Here is a 12707-nt window from a genome sequence, read left to right on the forward strand (position 1 = left end):
AGACATGGCGAAGGCTGCTGCCCGCAAGACGAACTGGTTCGCAATCTGGACCAGCGTGATCGTCGCTGTCATCGTGATCGGCGCCGGAGTGGCCGTCGTCGTCGGTAACAGCGTCGCGACGAGCTCCGGTACGGCACCGGCCGCCTCGAACCTCGACAAGGACACCGGCGCCCTGCTGTTCGGCGAGGGCGAGAACCGCGTGGAGACGTACGTCGACTTCCAGTGCCCGGCGTGCAACCAGTTCGAGGGCGCTTACGGTGAGCAGCTTGCTGAGCTCGCCGACAACAACGACATCACCCTCGCGGTGCACCCGGTCGCGATTCTGGATCGCTTCTCGATGGGCACCAACTACTCCAGCCGCTCGGCGAACGCCTATTACTGCGTGGCGGACACCGACAGCTCGAAGCTGCAGGACTTCGCCACCACGCTGTTCGCCAACCAGCCCGCCGAGAACACCGAGGGACTCACCGATGATCAGCTCGTCGGCTTCGCGAAGGACCTGGGCGTGGACATCGCGACCTGCCAGCAGGAGGCGAAGTTCTCCAAGTACGTGACGTGGTCGACGAAGAAGCTGCCGACCAACCCGGCGACGGGATCCAGTGCGACGCCGACCATCGTGATCGACGGCGAGTACCAGCAGCTCGCGACCATCGGAGCATCGGCCACCTTCTTCACCGACAAGTTCGGTGCGGCCACGCCGACCGAGTCCCCGGCACCGGACGCGTCGGCCTCGCCGGAGTCCTCCAGCACTGCCACGCCGCCGACCGCGGCCAAGTAACTCATCCCGGCGCTTTGCGCGTGAAGAACGGGTCCGCGCCATCGGCGCGGGCCCGTTCTTCACGCGTCTGGGCGTAGGGTGAGGACACCTGAACGAAGGAGAATCATGACGTCTCCCACGCTGTATCTGTGGTTCCCCGGCACGGCCAGCGATGCACTCGACTTCTACCAGTCCGTCTTCGGCGGAGAGGTCACCCGGTACTCATATGCCGACTTCAACCGCGTTGACGGCCCGTCAGATGCTGTAGCGCACGGCCAGCTGGTCGGAGCCGTGACCATCTACGCCACGGACGCCACGGGGGAGGAGGACGCCCTCGACATGCGCGGCGCGGCCATCGCGCTGCTCGGCACAGCCGATCCGGCCACTCTCACGCGCTGGTTCGATCAGCTGGCGAAGGGTGGGACCGTGCTGGATCCGCTGCACGCGACGGCGTGGGGGTCACACGACGGTCAGGTACGGGACCGGTGGGGTGTCCGGTGGCTCATCGGTTATGAGGGCGATGCTCCGGAGCTCACCCCGTGATGGCGGCAAGTTCCGTCGCGAACCAGCGAACGTAGCGATCCCACGGGTCACGGTTACCGCGAAGCCGGAGGGCGTGCGCTCTGAGCGTCTCGTCGGCGGAGAACCACTCGCCCCCGAGGCGCAGCGGCGCGAACTGCTCGTGCCGTTCCCGCTCGAGGATCCGGTCGCCGCGTTCGAACGCCAGCAGTTCCTCGTGCGTGATCGCGGCCAGCCGCTGGCGCGGATTCGCGCTGGTGCCGATCTTGATGCGGTCCCGCCAGCGCAGGTAGTAGACCACGTCGACGCGCGGGGGAGGGAGGTCAGGGTCAGGGGCATCGCCGAACCGCCAGCCGCAGCGGGCGCACCGGAGCGAGCCGTCGGCGCGTTCCGAACGCCGCCCGCGGCACAACAGGCAGGGCGCGGGCAGCTTGGGCATGCGCTCACGCTACGCCCCGTCTCGGACATCGCCGATCCGCACCGATGCCCCCGCCCGTCCGAACCGACTCAGCGGCCGGCCCCGGCGGAGGGGCGCCGCTGTCGTGTTCACCCTGTACATCGGCGGTCCGGTCGTCCTGGTGGCGCCCGTCGTCCGCGGACGGCGCCACAGCGGTCGTGGCGAGATTCTCGGGAAGCGCTCGACGCGGCGTGTGCCCGGAATCAGATCCGCGACCGCCGCGCGAGAAGCCCCTTCGCCTGCGGGTCGGCTGGGAGAGCGCCGAGGGATCTGGCGACACCCGGCATCAAGCGATATATCGGTATATATCGCTTGATGCGCCGACGTCATCGGCGCGAAGGAGGACGATCATGAACGCGAGCAACTCGATGCCCGGATTCGGCAACCCGATGAACGGTCTGTGGGATGCGATGGAGCAGCTGCGTGACGGCTTCGAGCGCCGGTTCGCGCCGCCGCGGATGGCGCGCGGCGACGTCCGCGCGGCGATTCTGGCGCTGCTCGCCGAACAGCCGATGCACGGCTACCAGATCATCCAGGAGATCGCGGATCGCAGCGACGGCGCGTGGAAGCCGAGCCCGGGGTCCGTCTACCCCACGCTGCAGTTGCTGGCCGATGAAGGCCTGATCGAAGCCGACGAGGCGGAGGGCCGCAAGACGTACTCGCTCACCGACGCCGGACGTGAAGCAGCGGAGGCGAGCGAGGGCGCAGCGCCATGGGAGGGCTCGACGGCCTCGTCCGGTAGCTCTCACCACCTGGCATTGCCGAAAGCCGGTGCAAAGCTGGCGCAGGCCGCCGCTCAGGTCGGCCGCGACGGCAGCCCCGCTCAGGTCGAGGCGGCGATCGCCGTGCTGGAAGACGCCCGGCGCAAGCTCTACGCGATCCTCGCGCAGGAGTGATGGCCGAGGACCGGCGCGATCCTCCCGCAGGATCCGCCGCGGACGCGGTGATGCAGCAGCTCGGTGTGGTGAGCACGGCGACACCGGTGCCTCCGTCGCGCGTTGATCCGGCCTTGCGCGGGCGATACCGCCGCATCATGCGCTTCGCCACGCGGGTGCTGGTGCAGTCGTGGTGGTACGAGCTGGTGCTTCCCGCTGTGGGGTTGCGAGCGCTCGCGAATCGCACGCGCACCCGCCGCATGGTGGGCATCGCCCGCCGCTTCCACCCGCTCGCTGTCGAGCTCGGCGGCCTGATGATCAAGGTGGGCCAGTTTCTGTCCTCCCGGCTGGACGTGCTTCCGCCCGAGGTGACGGCCGAGCTCGCGGATCTACAGGACGAGGCGCCGCCGGTGGCGTTCGACGACATCCGCCGCGCGGCGGAGGTGAGCCTGGGTGTGCCGCTGGAGCGCGCCTTCGAACGCCTGGATCCGATCCCGCTCGCCGCCGCGTCGCTCGGTCAGGCCCACCGGGGAGTGCTGCGGGCCGAGGACGCCGAGATCGCGGGCTTCGCGGATGTGGTGGTGAAGATCCAGCGGCCGGGCATCGATCGGATCGTGGACACCGACCTCGCCGCTCTGGCGCGCATCGGACGGATCCTGGCTCGCGTTCGCATGGTGTCGCGCCGTGTCGACGCTCCCGCTCTCGTCGCCGAGTTCGCGGCGGTCAGCCGTGATGAGATCGACTATCTGCACGAGGCCGCCAGCGCGGAGCGTTTTGCGATGGACACCGCGCAACGGCCGGGAATCAGCGGTCCGCGTGTGGCGTGGGAGCGCACCACACGCACCGTGCTGGTGCTGGAGGACGTGTCCGCCATCAAGATCAGCGACGTTCCGGCGCTGCGCGCGGCCGGCATCGACCCGTCGGCCGTCGCCCATGCCTTCGCCACGGCGATGCTGGACCAGGTCTTCCTCGACGGACCCTTCCACGCCGACCCGCATCCGGGCAACGTGTTCGTCACCCCGGACGCGAGCGTCGAGGGCGGATTCCGCCTCACGTTCATCGACTTCGGGATGATGGGTGAGGTCTCCGGCCAGCTGCGCGAGCATCTGCAGGCAGCGGTGATCGCGGTCGTCTCCCGTGACGGGGCCGGTGTCGTGCGCGCCTTCCGCGATGTGGGAATGCTCCTTCCCTCCGCGGACACCGTCGAGCTCGAGCGGGCACTGACGGCACTGTTCGAGCGCTTCGGGGGAATGGGCTTCGCCGAACTGCAGCAGGTGGATCCCCGGGAGTTCCGCGACTTCGCTCGGGAGTTCGGCGACGTCGTGCGAGAGCTCCCGTTCCAGCTCCCGGAGAACTTCCTGCTGCTCATCCGTGCCGTCTCCCTCACGTCGGGCGTCTGCAGCGCACTGGATCCGGCGTTCAACATCTGGAACGCGGCGGAGCCGTATGCGACGGGCCTGATGAGCAGGCAGGCTGGGGGAGCACTGCGGGGTCTCGGAAAGCAGGCGGCGGAGGTGGCGGGCGTGCTGTCACGGCTGCCCCGCCGTGCGGACGAGCTCATCACCACCTTGGAGCAGGGACGGCTGGTGGTGGACACCTCCCGGCTGGAGCGACGGGTGGATCGGCTGGCTCGCCGGGTGATCGCCGTGGTGATCTTCGCCGGGCTGATCATCGGCGGCGCCGTGGTGCACTCCTCCGACGCCGTGCTGGGTGCGGTGCTGATGATCGGATCGGCCCCGGTGGGCGTGTTCGCCCTCTTCGCCCGCTCCCGCTGAGGGGTCTTGCGGGGGCGGCCCGGGCGGAGTGGACTGTGCGCATGAGCGAAGCAAGCGCGCGCGGGCGCATCGTGATCGACCTCTTCAGCACCCTCGACGGTGTCGTGCAGGCACCCGGAGGGCCGGAGGAGGACCCCAGCGACGGATTCCGTTTCGGGGGATGGCAGGCGCCGTTCGAGGATGAGGAGATCGGTGCGGACATCGTCGCCGGACTGCAGTCGATGGACGCGCTCCTGCTGGGCCGGCGCACCTACGACATCTTCGCGGCGTACTGGCCGCATCACGCCGAGGGCCCGGAGGGGATGATCGGCCGCATCATCAATGCGGTGCCGAAATACGTCGCCTCACGGGGGGAGTGGGAGCCCGCCTGGGAGAACACGACGAGGATCGGGAGCGACGTCGCGGCGGAGATCGACGCCCTGCGGGATCGTCACCGCAGCATCCACGTGATCGGCAGCGCCGATCTGGTGCAGACGCTGTTGTCTTCGCAGGTGTACGACGAGCTGAAGCTGTGGACGTATCCCCTCGTGCTGGGCCACGGCAAGCGGGTGTTCCCCGCGGGGAGCACACCGGCGAACCTCCGGCTCCTGGCCCCGGCGACCAGTTCGTCGCGCGGGGTGCTCACCCTCCGGTACGGGCCCGTGGACCTCGCGCCGCAGACCGGGACCGTCGGCGAATAGCGACGCGGTGTCCGTGCCCCGTGCCAGGATGTCCGCATGCACACCACGAACTACGTCGACACCTTCATCGCCGTAGCGCCCGACAGCCGCGCCGTGGCGGCAGAGGCTCCGCCGAGCGATCCCGACAACCCCAGCATCGCGGCCCGGCAGTTCGCGCTGTTGCACGAGCATCCGTATGAGTTCACCTCGGACGATGTGATCTTCACCGTCTATGCCGATCGTGCGGGTATCGCCGAAGAGGATCGCGAACGCGCACGCGAGGAGTTCTTCTCCCGGGGGCAGGCCTGCCTGCGCTCGAGTGCTCTCGGGAAGCGCTACGGCTGGGGCACCCATCACGACGCGCAGGGTCGCGTGGCGCTCGTGCCGATGGGAAGCGACGAATACGCCGAACTGTCGACCTCGCCGCAGCTCAGGCAGACCGCGGCGATGAGGTCGCGTCGCGGCTGAGCGTCACCCTCCGGTGAGGAAGGCCCGCACGACGCTCGAGATGCGCGCGTGCGCCTCGTCAGCCGGCATCGTCGGCGTCCCGTCGCCCGCCTGCGGTCCGTAGGCGCCGAAGGAGGCGTGGCTGCCGCCGTCGAGCACGAAGGCCGCGGCATCCGCGGGCAGCAGCGGCCAGGCGGCTTCGATCTTCGCGGGAGTCGACAGCCCGTCCGCGGTGCCCGAGATGCTGAGCACGTCGTACCCGGTCTGGGAGATGTCGTCGGAGCAGTAGCTGGCGAACAAGATCAGACGCTCGACGCCGGCGCTCCCGACCAGCTGGCATGCCTTCACACCGCCGAGCGAGTGGCCACCCACCGCCCAGTCCGACACTTCGGGAACCAGCTCGGTGAAGCGCGACAGCGGACGCAGATCGAGGATCGCGAGGTTCAGCGGGGGCTTGGTGATCACGACGGTGGTGCCGTCGTCCACCAGAGCCTGGAACGTCGCGGCGTATGCCTCGGGCGCGACCTTCGCGCCCGGGATGAACACCAGACCTGTGCCATCGGAGGCGTCGGTGGGGCGCATCACCCAGGCTGTCCCCTCGTCGGCCAGCTCGATGCCGGAGTCGGCGCGAACAGCGGCGAGAGGATCGGGCTGTGCCGCCATCACACCCGTGTTCGCCCAGATCAGGAAGCCGGCGCCGGCGCCCACGAGGAGGGCGAGGATACCGCCGGCTCCCCAGGCGAGTACCCGCCGAACGCGGTGCGGGCGTGAGGAACGCGGGGCGAGGCGCGCGTCGCGGCGCGACGCGCGTCGCTCCGCTGCCGTCCCGGATTCGACCGCAGCGTCAGCGGACGTGGGGGCGGCGTCGGGTGCGGACGAGGCGGGATCGGGTGCGCTCACTCCTCCAGCGTAGACGCGCGGGAGGAGTGAGCGCGGAGGAGATCAGAAGTTCTCCCAGGTGAGCTTCCACTTCTCATCGGACATGTCGACGAGCACGCGGTAGAAGTCGGGGGCGCCGTACACCTCGCACGGTGCGGTGGCGCCGTCCTTCGTGCAGGTGGCTGCGAAGTCCACCGACCCGAAGTCGGTCACCTCCACGCCCACCGTGTCGTAGGAGATGGTGATCGTGGGATCGGCGAGATCGCTGAGCGAGTCCTCATCCATGCTGCGGGTGATGCCGTTCTCGGCCAGGGTCTCTCCGGACGCGGACTCGAGCGAGAGCCCGCAGCCCGCCGCGATCGTCTTCTCCTCCAGGCAAGCCGTGACCGCATCGCTCACGGCCTTGATCACCTTGGCGCGAGCTTCATCGGTGAGCTGGACGTCGCTGGCGCGCGGTAGCTCCGCGTTGAGCGGAGTGACCGCGAACTTCCCGTCGCCCGGGAGCGTGAAGTTCTTGTTCACGCTGCTCAGCTGATACATCCCGAAGAACACATCCGCGGTGTCGCCCGTCACCGGCACCCCGTTGAGCTCCAGATCGAACTGGCTGTCGGACAGGTAGAGGCTCTGCACCGCGTTGTAGGAGGCGAGCTTCGCGCGTCCCTTCTTGTCGACGGAGACGAGGAAGTCCTCCGACACGGCGTTGTCGCCCACCATGAAGTCGACCGTGGCGTACCCGCCGTAGCTGGACACGTCACTCGCGTCGACCTCGACATCGGTGATGGGCGAGAGCTCGTTCGAGTACTTCAGCACCTCGTCGGTGAGGAAGGTCTTGTCCAGCCCCGCGGTGTCATCGAGATAACTCAGGGCCTTCTTCGAGTCGGAGGCGATGAGCGCGTCGAAGTACCCCTGAACCGCTTCGGCCGCCGCGGACGACGGGTCGCCGTCGCCGGATCCGTCGACCGGGGTGCCGTTGTGGGCCGCGCCGCGGATCGCACCGATCGCCAGTGCGATGATCACCACAATGATCGCGAGCACCGCGACGCCGCCGACGATCAGCCCGATCAGCAGGCCCTTGCCCTTGGGCTTGTCGGCCACCACGGACGAGCCGTATAGGGGTCCGCTGGGGCCGGTCGGGCCGCCCGGGTAGCCTGCCGGTGCGCCGTAGGGCGGACTGGGCTGATTGGGTGCGCCGTAGGGCGGGGCGGGCTGATTGGGTGCGCCGTAGGGCGGAGTGGGCTGATTGGGTGCGCCGTAGGGCGGGGCGGGCTGATTGGGTGCGCCGTAGGGCGGAGTGGGCTGATTGGGTGCGCCGTAGGGCGGGGCGGGCTGATTGGGTGCGCCGTAGGGCGGGGCGGGCTGATTGGGTGCGCCGTAGGCCGGCGTTGCCTGGTTTGGCGCTCCGTAAGATGCCCCGACCGCGCCACCGGTGTACCCCGGCGCGCCGGAGGGTGGCGTCGGCTCTGCGGGCTCGACGGGAGCCGTCGTGCTCCAGGTGGCGTCCTCGCCCGTCGCCGCGGGAGCTGCCTCCGCAGTCGCGCCGGACGAGTCCGGTTGCGGAACGGACGCCCCCGCCGCGGGCTGGGCCGCACCGTATGCGGGCGGCTGCTGTTCCGGACCCCCGTAGGGGGCGGCCGGCGCATGGTACGTCGGCCCCTGCTCGTAGGCGGGCGGCGGCGTGTAGGTCGGCTGCTGTCCGGAGGACGGCGGCTGCGGTGCCGTCGCCGGCGCGTCCCCGAAATCGATCGTCGGGTCCGGCAGTGGCGTCCCGGACGGATCGGGTGCGTTGTTGTTGGTCGGCTGGTCAGCGCTGTTGTCGCTCATGGCGGGTCCCCCTCAGGACGGGCCGAGCAGCCCGTCGATCGTTGAGGAAGATGGTACAGCGGCTGTCGCGCTCATTCCGAGGGCGAAGTGCTGCCACCCTCGCTCGCGCGCCGACGGCGGTCGAGTTCCTCACGCAGCCGCCACTCCTCGATCTCGCGTTCCAGGTCGGCCATCTGCTGCTCGGTCGTACGTGTATCCACCACCCGCGGGGTCGGGTATCCGGGGCGGTCCGTGGCGCGCTGGGCGCGGGGCGCGGGCATGCGCGCGCTGTCATACTCGCGGCCGAGTATCCACCACAACAGACTTCCGATCAGGGGAAGAAAGATCACGATGAGGATCCAGACGACCTTCGGAAGGTGCTTCACCTTGCTCGAGTCACGCAGGATGATGTCCACCAGGGACGTGACGAACAGCGCCACCGTGAGCAGGGTCATCAACGGGATCATGGTTCTCAATCTATGTGCTGGCCGGGCGGGCGTCGATGGGGTGACGCCTCTGCATGAGAATGTCCTCATGAGGGCTGAACGCCTCACTCTGCGTCAGCAGGAACCGCTCGGGTGGCTGTGGCACGCTGACGGGATGAGTGACCTTCGCGCTGCCCGACCGCGACCTGCGGTGTGGATTCCGGTCGCCCTCGCCGTCGTCCTCGTGGTCGCGGTCGTGGGCGTCCTCGTGCGGGACAGCGCGGCGGTGAACGATGCGGAGCTCTCCTTCCTGCACGACCTCAGCGCGATGCACACCTCGCTGCTCACGCCGATCGCGCTGGCCATCAACATTGGGTTCGGGCCGGTGGGCGCGGTGATCATCTCGCTCATCGTCGCCGTGGTGATCGGGATGAGCGCACGGGCGGCGTGGCCTGCGGTGCGATTCGGACTGCTGGTGGCCGTGCCCTGGCTCGTGGTCGACGTCATCAAGGCGGTGGTCTCCCGGCCGCGGCCGGATGCCGGCGTTCTGGTGGAGCAGCTCATCCGCGAGCCCGCGTCGGCCAGCTATCCCAGTGGTCACACCGCATTCGCCGCCGCACTAGGGGTCGCTCTGGTATGGACGGTGGTGAGCCGGACCCACCGTGCGGCACCGGTCGTCGTCGCCGCCGCGGTCGCCGCCGTGCTGGCTCTGGTGACTGCGTGGTCGCGCATGTACCTCGGGGTGCATCACCCCACGGACGTGACCGCGTCGCTGCTCGTGGTGCCCGTGGTCTCGACCGCGGTGTTCGCCGTCGCCGAGCGCGTGGTCCCAGCGCGCGGACCGCGCTCCGTGGCCGCTGCGGACGACCCACTGTGATGACCGCCGGTGACTTCACGATCTGCTGTTCCCCAGGTGGGGGATGCATAATGAGGGACATTCAGTCGTTCCGCGGTCGCGCGAAACGACGGGGCGATCTGGTGATCGCCCGCTTGGACTGCTGCCGTCGTCGTGGGGGCGATCGCAGCAGCAGCGGTAACGCTGCAGGCGCCGGAGCTCATCGAGACCGCGCGGGGTGGTCGTCAACGCCGGGGGGCACAAGACGACCACCCCACTTCCGGCCACGTCCCCGCAACGCTTGGAAGGAGCCGGCATGACCTCGACCCGTGCGGATCGGCACCCTGAGCACGGCGACGGCACAGTACCGGAGCCCGAGCTGTCCGAGTCGGGGAGCAACGTCACGACCTTCTCCCTCGACGGGCGGGAGCTGATCGCCGAAGAGCTGGCCGGACCGGAGTCGCTCACCTTCATCGTGGTCCACGGCTTCGGCCTCGGTCGCTCCGCCTACATCGAGATCGCGCACGGCCTGACAGCCGCCGGACGCGTGATCGCGCTCGACCTGCCGGGGTTCGGAGAAGCGCCCGAGCCGGCGCGGACGCCCACCATGGAAGAACTCGGTGACCTGGTTGCCGCGTTCGTCAGCGACCGCGCACTCGAGAACGTCGTCCTCATCGGCCACTCGATGGGCACGCAGATCGTGGCTGAGGCGGTCGCCCGTCATCCCGGGTCCGCGGTGACCGCAGCCGTTCTCGTCGCACCCACCACCGACTCCGGCGCTCGCGGACTCCTGCGGCAGACGCTGCGTCTGGCGCGGGACATCGTCGCGGCCCACCCGCTCACGTTCTACCGGGGCGCGGCGGAGTATCTGAAGGCGGGGCCGCACCTGATGCGCAAGGCACGGGCTACGGTCGTGCACCGGCCCGAAGCGACATACCCGCGCATGGAGATCCCGGTGCTCGTGCTGCGCGGGGCGAACGACCACGTCGTGCCGAAGAAGTGGAGCGAGAAAGTGCTCGCCCTCCTCCCGGACGGCGCGCTCACCGAGCTTCCGGGTCGCGGGCATGCCGCGCTGATCGTGCGACCGGAGGCGTCGGTCATCCGCATCGAGCAGTTCCTGCTGGAGCGCAAGCTGCGATGATCGCTGGTCAGCTCCGGGGGGAGAGGATGCCGGAGCGCTCCGGGTGGTCACGGAACCAGTCCGCCACATACCAGCACACCGGAAGCACCACGCGGTCGCCCTCGGCCTCCAGTTCCGCCACGGCCCGGTCGACCAGCACCGCCGCATAGGCGTGACCGCGATGCGCGGGGACCGTGTACGCCCGTGTGAGGGCGACGGTGCGCCCGTCGTCGCGATAGTCCAGCACGCTCAGCAGCTCATCGCCGCGGCGCAACGCGAAGCGCGCCGCATCCCGCTCGCGTGCGAACTCCAGATCGGTCATCGGCACAGCGTACGCCTGTCGCCCGCCTGCGGTGGTCCGCTGCGCGTGATACGCAGCGGACCGTCAGCGGAGATCCCCGATCCCACCCTCGTCGACGACCCGGCACGCGGTGATGCGCTGTCCCGGTGCACCTTCACAGGTGCGGTGTGCTGAGCGTGCACCGTGGTGATGGGCTGCTCAGACCCGGACAGTGAGCACATATACCCGTGCTCGTGGGTTGTGTGCCCGCTGCCGTCGACTACCGACTCCGCTCACTCCTCCTGGCTGATGGCTCCCGCCTCGTCCCGGAGGTCGTTCAGCCAGTTGGCCTGCTGGATGCGCCCGTCCAGCTCGCGCAGCCGGCGCGCGACGTCATCCGCGCGGGTGCGAACGACGGCGACATCGAAGGCGGCGATCTGTCGCAGTTCGGAGCGCATCTGGCGAAAGCTCGCGGGGCTCGCGGCGTCGGCTGCGGCGGTCAGCACGGAATGCTGCAGACGCAGCGTGTCCCGGGCGGCCAGCGCCTCGGTCATCGTGCCATCCGTGCCCAGATCGATCGCGGCGTTGGTGGTGTTGATGGCGGAGATCAGCAGCCGCAGCCGCTCCACGCACCTCTCCGCCTCCGCCAGCAGCGCGGTGGCGTCCTCGGCGGGCGGCTCGCCCTCCTGGTACCGCGCGTTCTGAACGATCCGGCTCCGCAGCTGTTCGATCCGCCGCTGCAGATCTGCGCGCAGAGCCAATGCTTCAGCGAGTTTCATGCTCCGACCCTAGCCGCCATGCCGGGGCACTGCCACGCGGTCACAGCTCGCTCATAGCATGTCTCAGTTTGACATGGAAGGACTTGTCTCGTCATAATGCCCACATGACCAACAACGCATATCCTGTGTCCGCCTGGGAGGCGAACGGGAGTGCCGGCATGATGATGGCCGGCCGTGTTGGCATGTGTTGCCGAATGTGCCGCTAAACCTGCAGCTCTCGCTCGGTCCGACTCCACGCTCCAATCTGGCGTGAGACGTGTGGACCCCGCGTCGCCGCTCCGCCCCACACCAGGAGGCTCCGAGCGATGGCGCCGGCCGATGACGGCCCCACCTCGCAGCAAGCTCACTCGCCTTTTCGGCAACCCCTCCAAGGACTCCTCATCATCATGTCGAACCTCGCTTTCATCGATGCACCCGCCCGCACCGCCCCCGTCAGCCAGCCGCACCTGCGTGCCGTCTCCCGCACGGAGAACGTCGTGACCACCGGTCCCTCGCCCCGCGGCTTCGCCCTGTACGTCGGCATCGACGAGCTCAAGGCCGCCGCTGACGGTGTCAGCCTGCCGTTGCTCGTCGACGCCCTTCGCCGCACGCTCGCCGAGCTGTCGCCCTCCGCCGAGACCTACGCCACCGTCGCCCTCGCCCCCACCAGCGCAGGCGGACGCGATGTGGACGTGGTCCGTCTCGCTCTGCACGAGCCGAGCGCCGTCGCACGCAACCGTCCCGCCGCCGCAGAGGACGACGAGGCCAGCCGCGTCATTGTCGACATCTCCCGCAAGCGCGTCGTGATCGACGGTGAGTCCGCCGGGTTCACCTACAAGGAGTTCGAGCTGCTGCAGTACCTGGTGCTGCGCGAGGGGCGCACCATCGAGCGCAGCGAGCTGGTCTCGTCGCTGTGGAGCGCCGGGGATGCTGATGCCCCGGGCGAGCGCACGATCGATGTTCACGTGCGTCGGCTGCGCGCCAAGCTCGGCCGGTACGAGGACATCGTGCGCACCGTGCGCGGCGTGGGTTACCGTTTCGACCGGCACGCCGACGTCGTGATCCGCTACGGCTCGGGCACGCCCTCTCCCGACCGCTTCTGAGCGCGCCGCGGTCGTGCA

The 12707-nt window shown here is 69.3% G+C and carries 15 protein-coding genes; 9 read left to right on the plus strand and 6 right to left on the minus strand.

The window, feature by feature from the left end; genetic code table 11:
- Positions 1-4 precede the first annotated feature (4 nt).
- Together LQ566_RS10260 and LQ566_RS10265 are read left to right on the plus strand one after the other, a co-directional pair.
- A complete protein-coding gene (locus LQ566_RS10260; RefSeq protein ID WP_231091587.1) occupies positions 5-778 on the plus strand; it encodes a DsbA family protein in 774 nt (257 codons plus the stop codon).
- Positions 779-883: 105 nt separating this feature from the next.
- Positions 884-1300, plus strand: coding sequence for a VOC family protein (locus LQ566_RS10265; protein ID WP_231091588.1), 417 nt, complete (start codon positions 884-886; stop codon positions 1298-1300).
- Here the strand turns inward: LQ566_RS10265 and LQ566_RS10270 are convergent.
- Positions 1290-1715 carry a GIY-YIG nuclease family protein gene (locus LQ566_RS10270; protein WP_231091589.1) on the minus strand — a complete coding sequence of 142 codons (426 nt, stop codon included), beginning with the start codon at positions 1713-1715 and terminating at the stop codon, positions 1290-1292. The two genes, LQ566_RS10265 and LQ566_RS10270, sit on opposite strands and share 11 nt — an antisense overlap.
- A 368-nt stretch (positions 1716-2083) precedes the next feature.
- On the opposite strand from LQ566_RS10270, the gene LQ566_RS10275 reads away from it, so the two are divergent.
- Genes LQ566_RS10275 through LQ566_RS10290 form a run of 4 tightly spaced genes read left to right on the plus strand, consistent with a single transcriptional unit; the run spans position 2084 to position 5510 of the window.
- On the plus strand, positions 2084-2629 hold the full coding sequence (locus LQ566_RS10275; protein ID WP_231091590.1) for a PadR family transcriptional regulator: 546 nt from the start codon (positions 2084-2086) through the stop codon (positions 2627-2629).
- 50 nt (positions 2630-2679) lie between these two features.
- Positions 2680-4383, plus strand: coding sequence for an ABC1 kinase family protein (locus LQ566_RS10280; protein ID WP_372459801.1), 1704 nt, complete (start codon positions 2680-2682; stop codon positions 4381-4383).
- Between the two features lie 41 nt (positions 4384-4424).
- Positions 4425-5063 (plus strand): dihydrofolate reductase family protein, encoded by a 639-nt coding sequence (locus LQ566_RS10285; RefSeq protein ID WP_231091591.1) that lies wholly within the window; start codon positions 4425-4427, stop codon positions 5061-5063.
- Between the two features lie 36 nt (positions 5064-5099).
- On the plus strand, positions 5100-5510 hold the full coding sequence (locus LQ566_RS10290) for a DUF6157 family protein (protein WP_231091592.1): 411 nt from the start codon (positions 5100-5102) through the stop codon (positions 5508-5510).
- 3 nt (positions 5511-5513) lie between these two features.
- Here LQ566_RS10290 and LQ566_RS17665 read toward each other — a convergent pair whose 3' ends face one another.
- From LQ566_RS17665 to LQ566_RS10305, 3 genes are all read right to left on the minus strand, one after another.
- Entirely contained in the window at positions 5514-6389 is an 876-nt protein-coding gene (locus LQ566_RS17665; protein ID WP_231091593.1) for an alpha/beta hydrolase, read from the minus strand.
- Positions 6390-6431: 42 nt separating this feature from the next.
- Positions 6432-8189: a hypothetical protein gene (locus tag LQ566_RS10300; protein ID WP_231091594.1), complete on the minus strand. Its 1758-nt coding sequence runs from the start codon at positions 8187-8189 to the stop codon at positions 6432-6434.
- A gap of 71 nt (positions 8190-8260) precedes the next feature.
- A complete protein-coding gene (locus LQ566_RS10305; RefSeq protein ID WP_231091595.1) occupies positions 8261-8623 on the minus strand; it encodes a PLD nuclease N-terminal domain-containing protein in 363 nt (120 codons plus the stop codon).
- A 79-nt stretch (positions 8624-8702) separates the two neighbouring features.
- On the opposite strand from LQ566_RS10305, the gene LQ566_RS10310 reads away from it, so the two are divergent.
- Positions 8703-9470, plus strand: a complete 768-nt coding sequence (locus LQ566_RS10310) for a phosphatase PAP2 family protein (protein ID WP_231091596.1) — start codon at positions 8703-8705, stop codon at positions 9468-9470.
- Positions 9471-9744: 274 nt separating this feature from the next.
- Positions 9745-10569, plus strand: a complete 825-nt coding sequence (locus LQ566_RS10315; RefSeq protein WP_231091597.1) for an alpha/beta fold hydrolase — start codon at positions 9745-9747, stop codon at positions 10567-10569.
- Between the two features lie 7 nt (positions 10570-10576).
- On the opposite strand, the gene LQ566_RS10320 is transcribed toward LQ566_RS10315, so the two are convergent.
- Both LQ566_RS10320 and LQ566_RS10325 read right to left on the minus strand, forming a co-directional pair.
- Entirely contained in the window at positions 10577-10870 is a 294-nt protein-coding gene (locus LQ566_RS10320) for a GNAT family N-acetyltransferase (RefSeq protein ID WP_231091598.1), read from the minus strand.
- Positions 10871-11121: 251 nt separating this feature from the next.
- Positions 11122-11607, minus strand: coding sequence for a DIP1984 family protein (locus tag LQ566_RS10325; RefSeq protein WP_231091599.1), 486 nt, complete (start codon positions 11605-11607; stop codon positions 11122-11124).
- 386 nt (positions 11608-11993) lie between these two features.
- On the opposite strand from LQ566_RS10325, the gene LQ566_RS10330 reads away from it, so the two are divergent.
- Positions 11994-12689 carry a winged helix-turn-helix domain-containing protein gene (locus tag LQ566_RS10330; protein WP_231091600.1) on the plus strand — a complete coding sequence of 232 codons (696 nt, stop codon included), beginning with the start codon at positions 11994-11996 and terminating at the stop codon, positions 12687-12689.
- Positions 12690-12707 lie beyond the last annotated feature (18 nt).

The organism is Microbacterium nymphoidis (assembly GCF_021044885.1).
Classification (GTDB): Bacteria; Actinomycetota; Actinomycetes; order Actinomycetales; family Microbacteriaceae; genus Microbacterium; species Microbacterium nymphoidis.